Origin of the sequence: Marinomonas ushuaiensis DSM 15871, from assembly GCF_000521805.1 — a bacterium.
Lineage (GTDB): Bacteria > Pseudomonadota > Gammaproteobacteria > Pseudomonadales > Marinomonadaceae > Marinomonas > Marinomonas ushuaiensis.
Window position 1 is genome coordinate 48,590 of sequence record NZ_JAMB01000001.1, and the last position, 18,317, is coordinate 66,906.

Consider the following 18,317-nt stretch of genomic DNA (forward strand, 5'->3'; position numbering starts at 1 on the left):
AGAACCGAGTAATAAAACAAAAAAATCTCGCCGAAGCGAGATTTTAGTAGAACGAGAAATAATGGTGACTTATTTTTCAGCTAACGCAGCTGTCTGTGCGGCAATGATTTCTGCAATACCTTTGCGAGCCACAGCCAACATACCAACCATGTGCTCATCACTGAACGCTTCGCCTTCTGCGGTACCTTGAATCTCAATGAAACCGCCTTTGTCATTCATGATGATATTCATGTCCGTTTCTGCGTTTGAATCTTCTGGATAATCCAAATCCAACACAGGAACACCTTTATAAACACCAACAGAAATAGCAGCGATTTGAGAAACGATTGGGTTAGTTTTGACTCTCTTACTTTCAACAAGCTTGTTCATCGCATCTGCCAAAGCAACAAAACCACCGGTAATAGACGCAGTACGAGTGCCACCGTCGGCTTGAATCACATCACAGTCAATTGTGATGGTATTTTCGCCCAGTTTTTTCAGATCAACAGCAGCACGTAAAGAACGACCTATTAGACGTTGAATCTCAACTGTACGGCCATTTTGTTTGCCTCGAGTCGCTTCACGGTCTACTCGTTTCTCAGTAGAACGAGGTAGCATGCCGTATTCGGCTGTAATCCAACCTTGCCCTTTGCCTCTCAAAAAACGCGGCACACCAGAAACGACAGTAGCAGTACAAATAACCTTGGTATCACCACACTCAATCAATACCGAACCTTCCGCGTGCTTAGTAAAGTGACGAGTGATTTTAAGGGGACGTAACTGATCTACTGCTCTTCCGCTAGGACGCATATTGGCTCTCTCTATTAATTAACACGATAAAGGCGCAATTATAACGATCCCACACAAAATTGCGCGCTCAGCAAACGGAAAACGTCACAATAAGCGAAACTGTCGAACTCCTTCCCGTTGAGCTACAATATCGCCTTTGTTTTCTCTATTTATTTTTTACCTAGGTACTCAACATGACTGCAAGCATGACAGCCTTCTCACGCCAAGAAGCCGTATACGATTGGGGCACAATCAGCTGGGAAGTTCGCTCCGTAAATCAACGTTATCTAGAGCCTAACTTTCGTCTACCAGAAAACTTCCGCGAGCTTGAATTTTCTTTTCGAGATGTACTACGCAAAAAGCTAAACCGAGGAAAACTAGAATGCCAACTGCGTTTTCAAGGAGTAGACAAAGCCGCAACCAGTCTAAAAATCAACCCAACCAACGCTCAAGCATTAGCGACTGCGATTGACACCCTTGGTACTTGGTTTAAAGACCTAGATCCAGCAAACCCACTTGATATACTAAAATGGCCAGGCATCTTAAGCGACGAAGGCACAGACGCTGAGATGATGAAGAAAGCCGTTATTGAACTGTTTAATCAAAGCGTGGATGAATTAATTCAAGTGCGACTACGCGAAGGCACACAATTAAAAGAGATCATCGAACAACGCCTGGACGCCATCGACGACATCGTCGTTGAAGTACAAGCCAAACTGCCTGAAATCATCGCGGCACAAAAACAGAACCTCATCGACAAACTAGAAGCGGCAAAAGCCGACCTTGATCCAATGCGCGTTGAAGCTGAAATTGTCCTACTGGCCCAAAAAGCCGATGTCGCAGAAGAACTAGACCGACTTGCCACCCACACCAAAGAAGTACGCCGCCAACTGCAACAAAAAGGCCCAATCGGTCGCCGCTTAGACTTCCTCATGCAGGAACTCAACCGCGAAGCCAACACCCTATCCTCAAAATCCATCGTCGTCGAAACCACACAAAGCGCCGTAGAATTAAAGGTTTTAATCGAACAAATGAGAGAACAGATCCAGAATATTGAGTGATTTTCCATGATAATAAATAATCACAGATAATGAATTAATTGGATTGGGCAGTGTGAATTTATTATCTAGTTTGGGTAATGTTTTTTCCTTAATAAGTAGTTTTTCCATATTCTGCAGTGAACTTTGAAGCTGGTCTGTGCAGAAACTCAACCATAGAGAAACTTAAACGTTCTGGTATTTTTGATGACTTAACAGGAAAGGTGTTTCTTAGCCAACATAAAGTCATGCAAACACTTAAAGGCGGCCCTGTCATTCCATCCTAATGAAGTAATCCATAAAAAAAGAGCGAACCTTGTCACCGGTTCGCTCTTTTTTTATACGTGACGCCCAACACAGTCATCGATTTAAAAATCATTGACGATGATCACATTTATTTGTTTTATACATGCAAATTTATTTTATCGATCGGTTAAGATATTATTAGTTCAATTCAATAAGCACGATGCTCGTTTCTAATGACAACCTAATATATGGATAAAAATTAATGGATTATATTCCATCAAGGCTTTGAACCATCCTCCAATAAAATAACACTTGGGGGGAATGCAAAATCGACTTGGGCCAAAATTAAACTTAAGAATGATTCGTCTGAGCCATTAATCAAGCTGATCAGGCGCTCTATAAGGCAAAACGTGACGGAAGAAATCAATCTCAGTTATATAAGCTATAAATTCACAATTAATACATGCTAATCCTTTATACTATAATTTTTAATCTTCACTATTAGGCTTCAATAAATGGATTTACTTCAATTGAGAAATACAATTCTCTCAATATTTTTCCTATGCTGTTCTTCGGTTGCATTTTCACATACACCCACCCAATTAATTCAAGATAATTTTTCAGAATTAACAGACTTTACCATTGGATATTATATTGACCGTACTGAGCAGATGTCTTTTGAACAAATTGAAAAACAAGCCTTTCAAGAATCTCCTAATAGTATTTCATTAGGAGATAGCGCGAAAACAACCTGGGCAAAAATCGAGCTTAAAAATACAACTTCAAACGCCACTACTGTTTATCTTCATCATCCTTATGCCTATCACAACCGAGGTGTTGATCTTTATGAAGTCGTCGACGGAAAGCTCACCAGAAAGCGTTTGTTGGATATGGATGATAAAAGCACCCAAGAATGGATGTATCGAGGCAGTGCCGTATTCGATATACAGCTTGGTCCGAATCAAGAAAAAACACTATTTGTAAAAAGTTGGTCTTTTTCTCACCAATGGTTTTCTTTGAATCTATATGGTGAAAATGAGTCCAAAAGAGCTTTGTTAGGTCAATTTACAGATATTGCGTTACTCGTGGGTATGCTACTTGCGCTGATTGTTTATAATTTTTTATTATTTCTCTCGTCTCGATTAAAAGAGCACCTTTATTATTCATGCTACTTAATATCGGGCGGATTTTGGATCGCTCTTTCATACGGACTATTGGCTGACCTCTTCAATATATATGGTTCAATGGCGTTCAAATGGCATCTATCTCTGGTTTCTATGCCTATTTTCCTATTGCTCTTCATGATGGATATTTTTGAAACCAAGAAAAAGCACCGAATTGAACATTGGGCATTAGCCTCAATACTGATTTTATTAATGGTCAACTTCCTCTATGGTTTATTTGACATAGTGAATGCGCTAAAAATCGCAAGTCCATTGGCAAGCGCCATGATGCTAGTGAGCTTTTCAGTATCCATTTCAATGTTTATCAAAAAACATGTCATTGCCCGTTTTTTCTTAATTGGACATATTCTTTTCCTCATCTTCAGCACGAGAGCCCTATTATTTTATAATGGTAAAGTCGAATTTAATTATCTAAACAGCCATGGTGTAGGCCTTGGTATCGTCCTTGAAGCGTTGGTTTTATCGCTTATTATTGCCTATAGAATTAGAGCCATAAAGAGCTTAAAAGAGACGCAAACTGAGCTTCGACTACAAGCATCGACAGACCCATTAACATTACTGTTCAATCGACGATATTTCAGTATTGCAGCAAATCAAGAATTAAAAGAATCACAAGGCTCGCTTTGTATCGCGATCATAGATATAGACCATTTCAAACAAGTAAACGATGTGTACGGTCACACTGCTGGCGATAAAGTCATCATCAAAACCGCGGATATATTTCGTGCGCAAGCAAAAAAGCAAGATATCTTAGCTCGCTATGGCGGCGAAGAATTTATCATCTTAATGCCAAACACGACACTCGATGATGCATTGACGCAGATAGAAAATATTCGAACCACCATCGAAAACGAAAAAATGAACATTGGTCTCAAGCACTCTTTAAGTATTAGGATAAGTGCGGGAATTAGTGAAATATCACCTAGAAAAATTGACCTTGATGACGCTATTAATCAAGCGGATAAAGCTCTTTATAATGCGAAGAATAATGGCCGGAATCAGACTCAGGTATATAAAACTAATCAATAAGAAGCTCACCAGCACCACACAAGTCCACTAATTAAATCGGGCTCTAGATCGTAAATCGAAACGTCTGATCAAATAACGGTAACAGCGTTAATGGCGACGCCTTCCCAAAAAAAACTTAACAATATTAGTTGCTTGCGAGCCTGTCGTTTTTAGGCCATGTTTAAGTTGTGGAGAATAATCTTTCTAGATCAATAAGGTGCTATTCTCAGTTAAACTATTTCATTAAAAGGATGAATCACTGCGTGAAGTTAGATGTTGAGGTATTAGATACTTCCATTGAAGTAAGGACGACTGTCACTAAAAATAAAGAGTCATTGCTTGAGATGTTTGTGTTCTTACCTACAGACATGGCGATACGAGAGCGAGATATCAATGCCAGTGTACTGTTAGATTCTAAAGCTTCTCGCTACCATTACTCAGTTTCTAAATCTAAATTCCCCTTGCTTAAGTTAAAAGCAGAAAAACCTGAAAGTAAAAGCGATTTCCCTGTTTTTTTGAAAGCATTCAAATTAAAGCTCTCTAAGGTAATTCAGGAAATTACCGCCAGCAATGCGAAAACTAAAAGTGGAGAGTTTTTGGAAGTCGCCGAGTCATTATTGAACGACCTCAGAAGCACTCCAACTACGGATGTTAATCTAAAAGATTTCTGCTCTGCCGACGAGCTTTGTTCTTATTACGCGGAACAAATGACGCTTACCTATTATGATAAATGCCAAAAAAGAAAGGTCAGTGGTGTGAACTTTGACGAGCTTATTCATTTCGTTAGTGAAGAGCGAGAATACAGAAAGCAAAAATACGGTTTAAAATCCAAAGAAGCTCAATACATGCGCAAAAAAGAAGACCTCTTCTGTAAATCCATTAACATCTCTCAACAGAATCGGGCGTTAGGACTAATGAGAGAGCAAATTGCCTTTAGCATCAGTGCTTTCTTATCAATGTCGTTAACGACATTGATCGTATTTTACTTTCAAAGAGGTTATGGCACCGTGTCTTTTGCGGTTTTTATGGCCCTTTGTGTCAGTTACATTTTTAAGGACAGGTTCAAAGAGTTGTTCCGTAATTATGTTGCTAAAAAAATGGGAAAAGGAAAGTACAGTGTTAAAAGCACTTTGATTGATAGTGAGCAACATACCATTGGGCATTGTTATGATCTTGCTGAATTTACGACACCGGATGAGGACATATTAGCCATTAGAGGGAAAGGGAAATTCACTAAAAAAGAAGAAGGTGAAGTGGTGATCTATTACAAGAAAAAATACGATGTAAATGATAAGTTCCTGAACGGTTTTTCCCAAATCAGAGACACAATGAATATTAACCTTAGTACCTTACTGGAACTGCTGCCAGATACGACGCTAAGGTACTCTAGTTTTGAAAAGGGTGCGCTCGTAAAACGTAAATTCTCTAGGTTGCATGATATCAACATCATTGTTCGTCTGAATAATCACAAAATAGAGCGATATCGTTTAAAAGTATCCCATTCAAATATAGAAAAACTTGAGCGTGTAAAATTATCTACAAGCTAGTTTATCGTCAAACTCAGCGGGACGGCTCCGCTACCCCCAATTAATTAAGTAGGGTTTGATGCGCATGGGCCTCTCGCACCTGACGTAATGCACTTGGCAACCAAATTAAATAGTAAGTGATTTCTCTGGCCCCAATAGGAGAAGGCAGTTCCACTAATTCACCTTTGGCAATGTATTCCTGACAGAGAAACTCAGGCATCACTGACCAGAAATATGTTGTGAAGCAGCGGAAAAGATCAAACCATTATCAACTAAGTAGGCTGAACTCTCCCTATCCAGTCATAGCGTATTTATGGAAAGCTATTCCAGTGCTTTCAGGTTATTCAAAGTACTTTTCCAGCGATCAATAAAAGGCACATTGCTATGACGTATATTCTTACCTCCCGAACACGCTGACATTCAGCTTGATTCACTGTCCGTTTCTGAAATTTGTTTCAACGGAATAATAAAGGTAAATTTTGTGCCTACGCCTAACTCAGACTTAACTTCAACTCGCCCTTTCATGAGTTTATAAACCCATTGATGAACTAAATATAAACCTAATCCTGTATGCTGATTTTTACGACCTGTTGTTACGAATGGTTCAAAAATGCTGTCTAGAACAGAAGGAGAAATACCGTTTCCATTATCTTCCACTGTGAAAACTAGGTTGTCGCCTTCCTTGTTTGCAATAATTGAAATCACGCCTTGAGCAGGCCTTTGAAAAGCATATCCAAGCGCATTGTCGATAAGGTTTTGAATGATTTGAGAAGTCGCTCCGGGAAAGCCCTGCATATCAATATCTTCTGCACACTCAGTCCTAATACTAATGCCTTCATGTTGTTTCAAAATCGGCTTAAAGGTAAAAACAATGTCGTTTAGGACGTTATGAAACATAAATGGCTGAATATCTTGTGCGGTTCGATCCGATGCAATTCGCTTGAAGCTGACCACAACATCTAATGCTCGCATAAGATTTTTTTCTGCAATAAGTATGGAGTCATTCATTTTAACGAGGCTTTCGGGAGACAGGTTTTCAGCCTCTCTGTCTAACCATACTTTATAAGATGACAACGCCATTCTGACGCCACCCAATGGCGTATACATTTCATGGGAAAGTCCTGCGACCATAAGCCCTAAAGAAGACAGCTTACTGGTTTCTACTAACTCATCTTGTAAGTCAACAAGACGTTTATTCGTAAAGCTCAGTTTCCTATTTGCCTGTTCTGCTTGAAATTTTTCCTGTCGTATCAGCTCTAATAATCGATGTGTTTCAAATCTTGCCGCAATTAGTCGCCAAGATAACCAGGTAAGAATCACAAAACTCACACTAGCAATGGCAAAAATCATCAATAAAAGAGACATACGCCATTGAAGAAATTGTTGTCGATCCGACTTAGCCACAAAATACAAAAGGGGCGTTTCTCCACTCTGGTTATTGACATAGTTTTCATCAATACGCAGTGTTAAAAAACTCCATAAATGGTCGCCATAAAAATGCTGTTCGAGCCCGTCTGAACTATTAATAAATGTCCAAATGTCTGGAAAATGAGCTTCAATATTAAAATAGGAATTATTAGGACGTAAAATCCCTCCCCATTCTAATGACTTATCTACTGATAGAACCCAATCGCCATTACTGTCCAATATTTCTAAAAGTACATTGTCATTACTAAAAGTTCGCATAAGCTCAAACAATTTACTTAAGTCATAGTTCACAACTAAAAAACCTGTGACAAAGGTCTCCACTTTCACCACACCTCGAATGGTCGGCTGAAAAGGTCGTACAATTTCTTGGTTTTCTATATTTAAATCAAGCGAAGATATATAAACGCCATTATCTATACTGTTAGGTGCATTTTCCATATAACTGCGGTCTGATTTGTCTTGCAGTTGCCCATCAGGAACTTTGGTAATAACGCCTGATTTAGAGTTTACTCTAATGAGCTCTTTCCCATTTGGCATGACCCAACGCACTTGTGAAATAAGATCAGATGTTTGAGCAAACATCTCAAACTCTTCTGTAATTTGACTCTTCCAATTATTCGTGAATTTTTCTGCTTCTGTTTGTGATGCTAAACGTGCATTCACACTGTTTCTCAACAGTAATGTCACGCGTTTTATGTATCCCATTTCCCGACTAAACACGCTGACACTGCGAGATAACACTTCAGATTCATTCCCAGCAAGTTCACTCACTTTATGTTCAAGAAAAAACCGATAGCTCCCCCAACTTAATAAAAAAACAAACAACAAAATTGCCGATACGCAGATCAGCAACAATGGTTTTTTCTTAATATTATGCGACCTAAACAACATAGAATTCACAGACACGTTTTAATCCAATCAATGGTCTTATCTAATGGCATCGGCTTAGAGAATAAATAGCCTTGCCCATTTTCGCACCCTAATGAAAGAAGATGCTCTCTTTGTTGCTGCGTTTCTATACCTTCTGCAATAACACTCAATCCCAATGAATTGCCTAGCTCAATAATCATTTTCAAAACTTGCCAATCTTTTTCTGATTCTTCCATTCGCCAAACAAAGCTATGATCTATTTTAAGAACTGATACAGAGAGCGTAGACAAATACGCAAGTGAAGAATACCCTGTTCCAAAATCATCAACATTTACTCGTACTCCTAGCGTTTTTAATACTGAGAGATGTGTGTTAATTGAGCTTTTCTCTTCGATAATTTGAGATTCAGTGATCTCCAATTCAATCATGTCATACGGAATTTTTTCGTCTTCCAATAGCTTTTTAAAGTTCTCGAAGTAATTTGGTCTAATAATTTCACTACCAGTGACATTGACAGAAATAGGCACATTAATACCAATGCTTTTTAATGCATTAATCGCCTGACATGATTGCTGCAGCATCTGTTGATCGAGCTTATCAATTAAACCGCTACTTTCTGCCAAAGGAATAAATTGATCAGGAGGAATCAAACCGCCATTTTTATGATTCCAACGCGCTAACGCTTCAAAACCAACTAAAGCATTAGTCGTCAAGCTCATCTTAGGTTGAAGGTAAATGACAATATCATCATTTGAAATAGCTTCACGTAAATCTTTTAGCAACTCATATCGTCCAAACATCGCGGTTGCTAGCTCGTTCGAAAAAGCCAAATAAGAAATGCCATCGTATTTGGCTCTTTCTAACGTGCTTTTTCCGGCGCTAACCAGTTGTTCCGCTTCATATGCCGGGAATTCAGAGAAATCAACAGAACTGATGGTTAAGTCGAGTGCATGTGGTGAATTTTCCACATCAATATTCGTATGTATGATGCGTTCAAGCGACGTTTCGTCATAGTCAATCTCATCATAAACAACCAAAACTAAAGTATCACGTTCAAGTAACGCAATATCGACTGTGTTGTGAAAAAACGAACGCAAATGATCGTATAAAGACAATGTAAGCTGATCACAGTATTTTGCCCCTAAAACAGATTCTGTATAAGCCAAATCCTCGACATAAATCATCAGTAACTTCGCTCGATTTCGCTCCCAAGAAAACATGTTACGAATTTCTCGAACCATCCAGTTTTTATTATGAATGCCCGAAGTTGGCTCAATATAAGCAAGCTCGGTTAACTTATTGTGCAGTGCGACGTTACGAAAACCCGCACAAATATTTTCACAGAAAACTTGTAATAGATTGATCTCGTTTGATTCAAGCTGTCGCTCCAGTTTAACCAGCACGATATATTCTCGACCATCTAATTCTTTATTTGAAAAATACAATACGGAAAAGCCATCTAGAAATACGTGGTGCTTTTCGGTGTTTGCCAGTTGGATGGCTTCATCTAAAACACTTTCTTGAATGATGGATGACGCATATCGATGAATAAAAGGCGTATATTCTCCGCAAGCAGCAACAATTAAGGCTTTGTCTATTTTTTCTTCTTCTGGATGATAAAAACAAACAATACCGCCTTTTTGCATTTTCAGAAGAGTACAAATTTCTTCTAAAATGGAGCGAGTGTATTCTGTAATGTCATTTTTTGATGCGATTCGCTGACTTGAAGCGAGCAATAACTGCATACCATGCCGCGCTTCTTTCATATCAGAAAGGTTTTCCCACGTGCGAAGGTTGCTAAGTACAATGGTTTGTAAATGACCCTGAGTTAAATCCGATTTGCACCAATAGTCATCAATATCATAATGACTAATAACGTTATTAATTGGCGCCATACCTGGTTGTCCGGTTAACAAGACGATACGAACCAAATCATTGCCAATCACTTCACGAATTGTACGAATTAAGCGTAGCCCAGCTTTGTCGGTTTCCATTACGACATCAAGAAAAATGACCGCAATATCAGGGTTTGCAGCGATAACAGTCGCTGCCTCACTGGCAGAAGAAGCCGTTAAAAATTCAACGTCTTTTCCATCGTAACTTAATGAGCTTAGCCCATTTATTAACGCAGCTTGATAATCAGGATCATCCTCTACTGATAAAACCTTACAATTATTGCGTGTCTTAGAAAATGTTTTAAATGACTCAGTATTATTATCCGGTAGCCCCATACTATTCCCTTATCTATATATTGTTGCTTTTAATTCATCAAAAAATTAACACACATAAAATAAAAGTAGCCCCTAAAGCAACTTTTTACCACGTCAAAATCACATTAAAAGTCTATTTTTTTCAATAAGAAAGAACTCAGCCTATCGCTAGGAATAATCTCACTCATCTGAGCATTTTCTTTGTGCTATAGTGTAGGGCTGGTATAAAAAATTATGGCTGGCGGATTAAAAAACCTCATGGACAAACATAAAGGCAACTTATTCATTTTATCGGCGCCATCTGGTGCGGGTAAGTCGACCTTGTACAAAGCATTATTGAAGCAAGATGAAAACGTACGCATCTCCGTTTCACATACGACAAGAGCAGCAAGAGCAGGCGAAGAAGATGGTCGTGAATATTACTTTACCGACGTAGAATCCTTCTTAGACATGATTGCAGAAGACGCGTTTTTCGAACACGCTCAAGTATTCGATAATTATTACGGCACATCGAAAGCGTCTGTTTTTGAAATGCTAGAACAAGGCATAGATGTCATTTTAGAAATCGACTGGCAGGGTGCTCGCCAAGTACGTCAACTTTACCCTAACGCTATTGGCATATTCATTTTACCGCCCTCATTGGCATCTTTAGAAGAACGTTTAAAGAAAAGAGCAACGGACACAGAGGACGTCATTCAACGTCGAATGGCGAAGGCTGTTAATGAGATGTCTCATTATGATGAATACGACTTTGTCATCATAAATGACGACTTTGATAGCGCACTTTCTCAAATGTCGTCGATTTTTATGGCAATGCGAGCAAAAACCACCGTTATAGAGCAAAAAAATAGCAATCTTATAAATGATCTCTTGTCATTGTAAGAACGCGTTAAGTAGAATTACCCTTGGAAAAATAGATAACTGAATACAGAGGTCAAAATGGCTCGAGTTACCGTAGAAGATTGTTTAGAAAATGTTGATAACCGCTTTGAATTAGTCATGGTGTCATCAAAACGTGCACGCCAACTAGCAACAGGTGGTGAAGAAGCTAAAGTCCCTCTAGAAGGTGACAAAGTAACCGTTATTGCACTACGTGAAATAGCAGAAAACCTGATCAACGCAAGTAATGTTGATCTACAAAAACGCCCAATTCACGAGTTTTAATTTCTATGGTGTCGCTCATTACACAGCTGCCACATCTCTGTTTCGCCTTTGTGAGGTGAGCGATGTACACCGTTGAAGATTTAGCACTGACGTTAAGTCATTATTTACCTTACGATCAAGTCGCCAAGGTAAAACGCGCCTACTATTACGCCGAACAAGCTCACGATGGGCAACGACGTAAAAGTGGCGAGCCCTATGTCACTCATCCTCTCGCTGTCGCCGAAATTCTCTCAGAGCTTCGGATGGATTGTGATGGACTGACTGCGGCACTTCTGCACGACGTAATTGAAGACACAGGTATAAGCCGCGAAGCGCTCACGGAACAATTCGGAGAAGGTGTCGCCGGTCTTGTTGATGGTGTTAGTAAATTAACCCACCTTGAATTCAACAGCCAAGTCGAGAAACAAGCCCACAACTTCCAAAAAATGGCCATGGCCATGGCGGATGATATTCGCGTTATTTTGGTGAAATTGGCTGACCGCTTACACAACATGCGTACATTGGACGCTATGCCGGCTAATAAAAAGCGCCGCATCGCTCGCGAGACGCTAGACATTTACGCGCCCATTGCGAATCGTCTAGGCATGTACAATGTTCGCGTTGAGTTAGAGTCTCTTGCCTTCCAAGCTTATTACCCAATGCGTGCACGTATGTTGCAACGGGCCATTCATAAAAAATATGGTCAACAGCGTATACAAGATACAAAAAAACTGGAAGACACCATTCATTCTGAACTTGCTGCTGACTACATTGAAGCCAGCATCAGTGTTCGAGAAAAACACATCTTCAGCATTTATCAGAAGATGGATAAAAAGCGCCGTTCATTAGATGAAATTATGGACGTAACAGGTGTGCGAATCGTCACCGATCGCCACGATAGCTGTTACCGGATCTTGGGCGTTATTCACTCGCTTTTCAAACCAATTGAAGGTCGTTTCAAAGATTACATCGCTGTACCAAAATCCAATGGTTACCAGTCCCTTCACACGACAGTGTTAGGAACAAACGGTATTCCAATGGAAGTGCAAATACGCACAGAAGAAATGGATCTGGTTGCCAATAATGGTATTGCTGCTCATTGGGCCTATAAAGCCAACGGTACTGCCAACACACCAAGCAACCATGACCGCGCAACGAAGTGGGTCAAAAGCCTTTTAGAAATTCAGCAAAAAGCCCGTAACCCAGTCGAATTTGTTGATAACGTAAAAAGCGATTTATTCCCTGATGAAGTGTATGTTTTTACTCCAAATGGCCAAATCATTGAATTACCTTCTGGTGCGACTCCGGTTGATTTTGCCTACGGGGTCCATACTGAAATCGGTAATACCTGTATTTCTTGTCGAATCAATCGTCGTCTTGCTCCACTCAGTACCCAACTTGAAAGTGGGCAAACGGTAGAAATCATTACGGCTAAAAACGCTCAACCTAATGTTGCTTGGTTGAGCTTTGCGATTACTGGCAAAGCCCGCACAAATATTCGCCATTACCTAAAAGACAAACAGCGTGAAAATGCCATTTCCATCGGCCAACGTCTGCTAACACGCTCTTTAAATGCGTTTAAAACCAACACAGACGAATTAACAACAGAACAAATATCGCAAGTATTGGATAACCATCAGCTGACGTCTATGGATGATTTATTAGAATCCATTGGTAAAGGTCGTCATGTAGGTTACTTGGTGGCTCGTGAGTTATTCCCGAATTTTGATGAAGACACACTGGTTACGCCAAAATCATTTAAAGTAAATGGTTCCGAAGGCCTGCTCATTTCCTACGCGAAATGTTGTGCACCTATCCCAGGCGACCCAATTGTTGGCTACGTACAAGTAGATAAAGGCATAGTGATTCATCACCTTAACTGCCCAAATGTCCAAGACCATTTGGCCAGCCCAGAACGCTTTATTCATATGGCGTGGGGCAAAGAAATTGAAGAAGAATTACACATAAGTTTGATCGTCTCTTATATAAACGAGCGCGGTGCGGTTGCCAAAATCGCAAGCTCTATTAGCGATACTGATTTCCAAGTGTCGAACCTAGATATTATTGAACGTGGTCGTGTAAGCCGTTTACGCTTGAGCATTACTATTTCCAGCCGAGTTGGCTTGGCGGATGTAATGCGTCGCATTAAAGCGGTTCGTTGCGTCGAGAAAGTATCACGGGAAACTATTGTCGGACGCTAATACTTTATAAAGAAGTTAATGATCGTCTCCATTAAACACCTTTTTTAAATAGGATATTCATCATGTCAAAACAAGTGATTCATACAGACAATGCACCAGCGGCAATCGGTCCATACTCTCAAGCAATTCGCGCTGGCAACACAGTGTATCTTTCTGGTCAGATCCCTTTGGTTCCAGAAACAATGGAAATCATCAGCGAAGATGTAAAAGAACAAACCACTCAAGTATTTAAAAACCTACAAGCAGTTTGTGAAGCGGCTGGCGGCTCTTTAGACAAGGTTGTTAAATTCAACATCTTCATGACAGATCTAGGTAACTTTGCCACTGTAAATGAAGTCATGGCGGAATTTGTTAAACAGCCTTACCCTGCTCGTGCAGCAATGGGCGTTCGTGCTTTGCCTAAAGGCGTGCAAGTAGAAATCGAAGGAATCATGGTTCTAGAAGACTAATTACTTCAGATTAGCTCTAAGAAACATAAACAAAAAAGAGGCTTGGCCTCTTTTTTATTGTCTGTTTTTTACACTGAGAATCTTAGCTTTTATATTCACGTAATAGCGCCTGATAACCCGAAACATAACTTGGATAACGAGGTTTCCAGCCTTGAGATAAAAGATATTGACCTTGTATGCGCTTACCCGAATTCGGAGTGAAATCATGAATATTGCTCACCGCCACTTTCACACCAAGACAAGTTGCGAGCCAAAGCTTCACCTCCCACATAGAAACGGGCGTTTGATCCGTAACAATAACCTGTTTAGGCAATGACCTTTCTTCTAGGGCATGTCCAGTTAATGTAACCAGTGCGGATACAACATCGTCACGATGAATGCGGTTTGTCCAACTGTTTGGCCCCCAGCCCTCTTCACTTTCTACTTTTTCTAATAACCTAAATCGCCCTGCGCCATAAATGCCAGAGCAACGCACTGCGACACTTTGAAACACAGCAGCCAACGACGATTCCGTTTCTAATAGAATATTAGCTGTAGCCGATTGAGGCTGAGCTGGCGTACTTTCATCTATCCACTCACCTTGGCTTTGCCCATAAACACTCGTGCTTGAGACGAAAAATACTCGCGGTGGTTTTGCCATCGTTTGATATCGACGAATAATCACTTGAGCGGTATCAAAATAAGCGGCTCGATAAGCATGTTCGTTTCGCCCATTTGGCGTCATGATTAAAAAAACAACATCAACATCAGGTAAAACATCATCGCTCATTTCAACAAGATTGCCTGTTATTCCTTGTACACCATGAGGGAAATCTAATTTCGTACGACGTATTCCCGAGACTTGATGACCTTGTTTAATCAGCTCTGTAGCCAATCCTGAACCTAAATCACCACAGCCCGCAATTAATACATGTGCCATCAAACGTCTCCAATACAAGGTTTTATAATGACTTTATCTATGCCGTTTTTAAGAACGAGGAATAATAAAGAAATAATCTGTAAAAAAAATGAGCGAGTATACTTTATCAAATGATGTATTATCATAGCTAATAACAATGAATCAGCCCATACATCCATTCAGTGATACATCAAGCTACATAAGGTGCGTTATGACATTAACGGAATTGAAATACATTGTAATGCTCGCAGACGAAAAGCATTTTGGTCGCGCGGCTGAGCGCTGTTATGTTTCACAACCAACGCTCAGTGTCGCTGTGAAAAAACTTGAAGAAGAGCTCGGCACCGCTATTTTCGAACGCAGCAAAAGTTCGGTGTACATCACCCCACTTGGTGAGCAAATCATTACTCAAGCCAAACGTGTTTTAGATCAAGCGGGCATGATCAAAGAGCTTGCCGCATCTGGAAAAAATCAATTAAAAGGACCATTAAAAATCGGAGCTATTTTTACGATTGCGCCGTATCTGTTTCCTTTTATGATTCCAGCTCTGCATAAGATTGTTTCTGGCATGCCGCTAATCATTGAAGAAGACTTAACTGAAAATTTACGTCCGAAACTTCGCAATGGTGAATTAGACGCCATTATAGTAGCACTTCCTTTCCGTGAACCGGATGTAGTAACACAGCCGATTTACGAAGAAGAGTTTGTCGTCCTCATGCCTAAAGACCATGCATGGACAAAATTAGAAACCATAGAAACAGACCAACTATCTACTGATAATCTGTTACTCCTTGGTAAAGGTCATTGTTTTAGCGAGCAAGTATTAGAAGCTTGCCCTTTGGTAACAGACAGTGAATTTGATGATGGCAGAACCGTGGTGAATGGAAGTTCTCTAGAAACCATTCGTTATATGGTTGCCTCTGGTTTGGGCGTTACCGTATTACCAAAATCGGCTGTCACCAATATCAATCACGATATGCTGGAAGTCCGCCCTTTCTCTGAACCTGTACCAAAGCGTACTGTGGCATTAGCGTGGCGCGCTAGCTTTCCTCGTCCGAAAGCGATTGAAGCCGTTAGCCAATCCATTCGTGATGCTTGCAAGCAATTAAATTTGTAGAGACACAAGATGATCGATGGATTAGACACACAGGATGTGCGCGAATTAAAAGGAGTAGGCGATGCAATGGCTGAAAAATTAGCCAAACTGCATCTAAATACAGTACAGGATTTACTGTTTCATCTCCCTATCCGTTATCAAGACAGAACGCGAGTTGTGCCTATTGGTCAGCTGCGTTTTGGTGATGAAGCCGTTATTGAAGGCCAAGTCACTGGGTGTGAAATCAAAATGGGCAAACGTCGCAGTTTGCTTTGTCGCATCAAAGACCATACTGGTACATTGTGCCTGCGTTTCTTTCACTTTTCTGCCGCTCAGAAAAAACAACTAGAATCAGGGAAACGCGTTCGCTGTTTTGGTGAGATTCGACGTGGCAGTACTGGCTTTGAAATCTATCACCCTGAATACAAGGTGATAGGTGACGATGAGACTCAAGAAGAAACCGCACAACTTACGCCAATCTACCCCCTTACTGAAGGCTTGACCCAAACCAAAATACGTCAACTTTGTGAGCAAGCCTTAGAACGCTTAACGCCTTACAACTTGCAAGAATGGTTACCCGAAGAAATACGCTCACAATTCAGTTTGCCGCCATTAAGCGATGCGATTCTGTTTTTACATCATCCCTCACGTGAAGCTGACTTAGAACAACTCAGATCTGGCTGTCACCCTGCTCAGTACCGCTTGTCATTTGAAGAGTTAATGGCGCACCAGCTTTCGTTGATTGGTAAACGTATTAAAGCGAAACAAGATGTTTCCATAAAAGTCCCAACCGCTGGCGAATTAAGCCAAGCACTCTTGAATCAGTTGCCATTTTCACCGACCAATGCACAGCAGCGTGTTTTCCAAGAAATCCTGACAGATTTAAACACAGGTCATCCGATGCTTCGTTTGGTGCAAGGTGATGTTGGTTCAGGGAAAACATTAGTCGCGGCTTTTGCAGCGGCTTCTGTTGTACAAGCTGGCTATCAAGTGGCGATTATGGCGCCAACAGAAATTCTCGCTGAGCAACATTACATTAACTTCACCCAGTGGTTTAAGCCGCTAGGACTTCAAGTTGCTTGGATGACGGGGAAATTGAAAAGCAAAGTACGTGAAAAAGAACTGGCCGACATTGCTTCAGGCGCGGCGCAAATTGTGGTTGGAACTCATGCTCTCTTTCAAGAAACGGTTGATTTCGATCGTTTAGCGTTGGCGATTATTGATGAACAACATCGTTTTGGTGTTCATCAGCGTATGGCGTTGCGAGAGAAAGGCATGAAGCATGGCTTTCAACCTCATCAGTTAATTATGACAGCAACTCCTATCCCTCGCACATTGGCCATGTCTGCTTATGCAGATTTGGATTGCTCAATCATTGACGAGCTTCCACCAGGCCGTACGCCAGTGAATACTATTGTGGTATCTGACCAACGTCGCCAAGAGGTTATTGATCGCGTTAAGAGTGCTTGTGAAGAAGGCAAACAAGCTTATTGGGTATGTACACTTATCGAAGAATCAGAAGTACTGCAATGCCAAGCAGCAGAAGACACAGCAATACTATTACAAGAACAACTGAGCGGATTGTCCATCGGCTTAATTCATGGTCGATTAAAAGCTCAAGAAAAAGCCGACATTATGGCAAAATTTAAAGCGGGCGAGATTCAGCTATTGGTTGCGACAACCGTGATTGAAGTTGGCGTCGATGTACCAAATGCCAGTCTCATGGTAATAGAAAACCCTGAGCGACTAGGGCTTGCACAGCTTCACCAGCTTAGAGGTCGTGTTGGCCGAGGCCAGGCAGCAAGCCATTGTGTATTACTTTACAAGTCACCTTTAGGCCAGAACGGAAAAGAGCGCCTATCAACGATGCGCGAAACCAGTGATGGCTTCAAAATCGCAGAAAAAGATTTAGAACTGCGCGGACCAGGTGAATTGCTAGGCACTCGCCAAACCGGACTTTGGGAATTTAAAGTCGCTGATTTACAACGAGATAAAGGCTTATTGGATGACGTACAAAAAGCCGCGACTCTGTTACATGCCAATCACCCCGAGCATGTGTCACCTCTTTTATCTAGATGGCTGCCGAATCACGACCAATACTTAAACGTTTAATTGTCGTTTCTAGTAGTCTTTTCCATATCAACACATCAACGCCTCTTTGGCTTTATATTTGCTTACACCTAAATATAGAAGGATCAGTTCGTCAGTGTAAAAATATGATCAAAAACACTTCTAACTAAATAGCTTCTATGT

Annotated in this window: 14 protein-coding genes; 9 read left to right on the forward strand and 5 right to left on the reverse strand. The window is 40.6% G+C overall.

Translation table 11 applies throughout. From position 1 onward, the window contains the following. Positions 1 to 69 precede the first annotated feature (69 nt). Positions 70 to 789, reverse strand: coding sequence for a ribonuclease PH (gene rph, locus MUS1_RS00200; protein ID WP_036157436.1), 720 nt, complete (start codon positions 787 to 789; stop codon positions 70 to 72). Positions 790 to 962: 173 nt separating this feature from the next. Here rph and MUS1_RS00205 point away from each other — a divergent pair, with 173 nt between their 5' ends. The 3 genes from MUS1_RS00205 to MUS1_RS00215 all read left to right on the forward strand — a co-directional run bounded on the left by MUS1_RS00205 (position 963) and on the right by MUS1_RS00215 (position 5,790). Beyond that, on the forward strand, positions 963 to 1,829 hold the full coding sequence (locus MUS1_RS00205; protein WP_036157439.1) for a YicC/YloC family endoribonuclease: 867 nt from the start codon (positions 963 to 965) through the stop codon (positions 1,827 to 1,829). A 737-nt stretch (positions 1,830 to 2,566) separates the two neighbouring features. Beyond that, complete coding sequence (locus MUS1_RS00210; RefSeq protein WP_036157442.1) at positions 2,567 to 4,264, forward strand: sensor domain-containing diguanylate cyclase; 1,698 nt, start codon at positions 2,567 to 2,569, stop codon at positions 4,262 to 4,264. Between the two features lie 242 nt (positions 4,265 to 4,506). Then, entirely contained in the window at positions 4,507 to 5,790 is a 1,284-nt protein-coding gene (locus MUS1_RS00215; protein WP_036157447.1) for a hypothetical protein, read from the forward strand. Between the two features lie 40 nt (positions 5,791 to 5,830). On the opposite strand, the gene MUS1_RS16005 is transcribed toward MUS1_RS00215, so the two are convergent. From MUS1_RS16005 to MUS1_RS00225, 3 genes are all read right to left on the reverse strand, one after another. Beyond that, positions 5,831 to 5,989: a hypothetical protein gene (locus MUS1_RS16005; protein ID WP_156924841.1), complete on the reverse strand. Its 159-nt coding sequence runs from the start codon at positions 5,987 to 5,989 to the stop codon at positions 5,831 to 5,833. A 200-nt stretch (positions 5,990 to 6,189) separates the two neighbouring features. Continuing rightward, on the reverse strand, positions 6,190 to 8,103 hold the full coding sequence (locus MUS1_RS00220) for a sensor histidine kinase (RefSeq protein WP_245595698.1): 1,914 nt from the start codon (positions 8,101 to 8,103) through the stop codon (positions 6,190 to 6,192). Continuing rightward, a complete protein-coding gene (locus MUS1_RS00225; protein WP_036157449.1) occupies positions 8,094 to 10,298 on the reverse strand; it encodes a bifunctional diguanylate cyclase/phosphodiesterase in 2,205 nt (734 codons plus the stop codon). The genes MUS1_RS00220 and MUS1_RS00225 overlap by 10 nt, the downstream gene beginning before the upstream one ends. A 237-nt stretch (positions 10,299 to 10,535) precedes the next feature. Here MUS1_RS00225 and gmk point away from each other — a divergent pair, with 237 nt between their 5' ends. The 4 genes from gmk (at position 10,536) to MUS1_RS00245 (ending at position 14,070) form a co-directional block, all read left to right on the forward strand. Further along, a complete protein-coding gene (gene gmk / locus MUS1_RS00230; protein ID WP_036158995.1) occupies positions 10,536 to 11,159 on the forward strand; it encodes a guanylate kinase in 624 nt (207 codons plus the stop codon). 57 nt (positions 11,160 to 11,216) lie between these two features. Beyond that, positions 11,217 to 11,441 carry a DNA-directed RNA polymerase subunit omega gene (rpoZ, locus tag MUS1_RS00235; RefSeq protein ID WP_036157451.1) on the forward strand — a complete coding sequence of 75 codons (225 nt, stop codon included), beginning with the start codon at positions 11,217 to 11,219 and terminating at the stop codon, positions 11,439 to 11,441. A gap of 62 nt (positions 11,442 to 11,503) precedes the next feature. Next, the gene (locus MUS1_RS00240; RefSeq protein ID WP_036157455.1) at positions 11,504 to 13,621 is read left to right on the forward strand and encodes a RelA/SpoT family protein; all 2,118 of its coding nucleotides are present in this window, start codon (positions 11,504 to 11,506) and stop codon (positions 13,619 to 13,621) included. 62 nt (positions 13,622 to 13,683) lie between these two features. Beyond that, positions 13,684 to 14,070: a RidA family protein gene (locus MUS1_RS00245; RefSeq protein ID WP_036157458.1), complete on the forward strand. Its 387-nt coding sequence runs from the start codon at positions 13,684 to 13,686 to the stop codon at positions 14,068 to 14,070. Between the two features lie 82 nt (positions 14,071 to 14,152). On the opposite strand, the gene MUS1_RS00250 is transcribed toward MUS1_RS00245, so the two are convergent. Continuing rightward, a complete protein-coding gene (locus tag MUS1_RS00250; protein WP_036157461.1) occupies positions 14,153 to 14,989 on the reverse strand; it encodes an NAD-dependent epimerase/dehydratase family protein in 837 nt (278 codons plus the stop codon). A 190-nt stretch (positions 14,990 to 15,179) separates the two neighbouring features. Between MUS1_RS00250 and MUS1_RS00255 the strand changes: the two genes are divergently transcribed. Both MUS1_RS00255 and recG read left to right on the forward strand, forming a co-directional pair. After that, positions 15,180 to 16,085, forward strand: a complete 906-nt coding sequence (locus MUS1_RS00255; RefSeq protein WP_036157464.1) for a hydrogen peroxide-inducible genes activator — start codon at positions 15,180 to 15,182, stop codon at positions 16,083 to 16,085. A 9-nt stretch (positions 16,086 to 16,094) separates the two neighbouring features. Next, positions 16,095 to 18,176, forward strand: coding sequence for an ATP-dependent DNA helicase RecG (recG, locus tag MUS1_RS00260; RefSeq protein ID WP_051436010.1), 2,082 nt, complete (start codon positions 16,095 to 16,097; stop codon positions 18,174 to 18,176). The last annotated feature ends 141 nt before the right edge of the window (positions 18,177 to 18,317 follow it).

Coding starts and splice junctions, on each gene's coding strand:
- rph (WP_036157436.1), bottom strand. CDS start 789: ATGCGTCCTAGCGGAAGAGCAGTAGATCAGTTACGTCCCCTTAAAATC.
- MUS1_RS00205 (WP_036157439.1), top strand. CDS start 963: ATGACTGCAAGCATGACAGCCTTCTCACGCCAAGAAGCCGTATACGAT.
- MUS1_RS00210 (WP_036157442.1), top strand. CDS start 2,567: ATGGATTTACTTCAATTGAGAAATACAATTCTCTCAATATTTTTCCTA.
- MUS1_RS16005 (WP_156924841.1), bottom strand. CDS start 5,989: ATGCCTGAGTTTCTCTGTCAGGAATACATTGCCAAAGGTGAATTAGTG.
- MUS1_RS00225 (WP_036157449.1), bottom strand. CDS start 10,298: ATGGGGCTACCGGATAATAATACTGAGTCATTTAAAACATTTTCTAAG.
- gmk (WP_036158995.1), top strand. CDS start 10,536: ATGGACAAACATAAAGGCAACTTATTCATTTTATCGGCGCCATCTGGT.
- rpoZ (WP_036157451.1), top strand. CDS start 11,217: ATGGCTCGAGTTACCGTAGAAGATTGTTTAGAAAATGTTGATAACCGC.
- MUS1_RS00240 (WP_036157455.1), top strand. CDS start 11,504: ATGTACACCGTTGAAGATTTAGCACTGACGTTAAGTCATTATTTACCT.
- MUS1_RS00245 (WP_036157458.1), top strand. CDS start 13,684: ATGTCAAAACAAGTGATTCATACAGACAATGCACCAGCGGCAATCGGT.
- MUS1_RS00250 (WP_036157461.1), bottom strand. CDS start 14,989: ATGGCACATGTATTAATTGCGGGCTGTGGTGATTTAGGTTCAGGATTG.
- MUS1_RS00255 (WP_036157464.1), top strand. CDS start 15,180: ATGACATTAACGGAATTGAAATACATTGTAATGCTCGCAGACGAAAAG.
- recG (WP_051436010.1), top strand. CDS start 16,095: ATGATCGATGGATTAGACACACAGGATGTGCGCGAATTAAAAGGAGTA.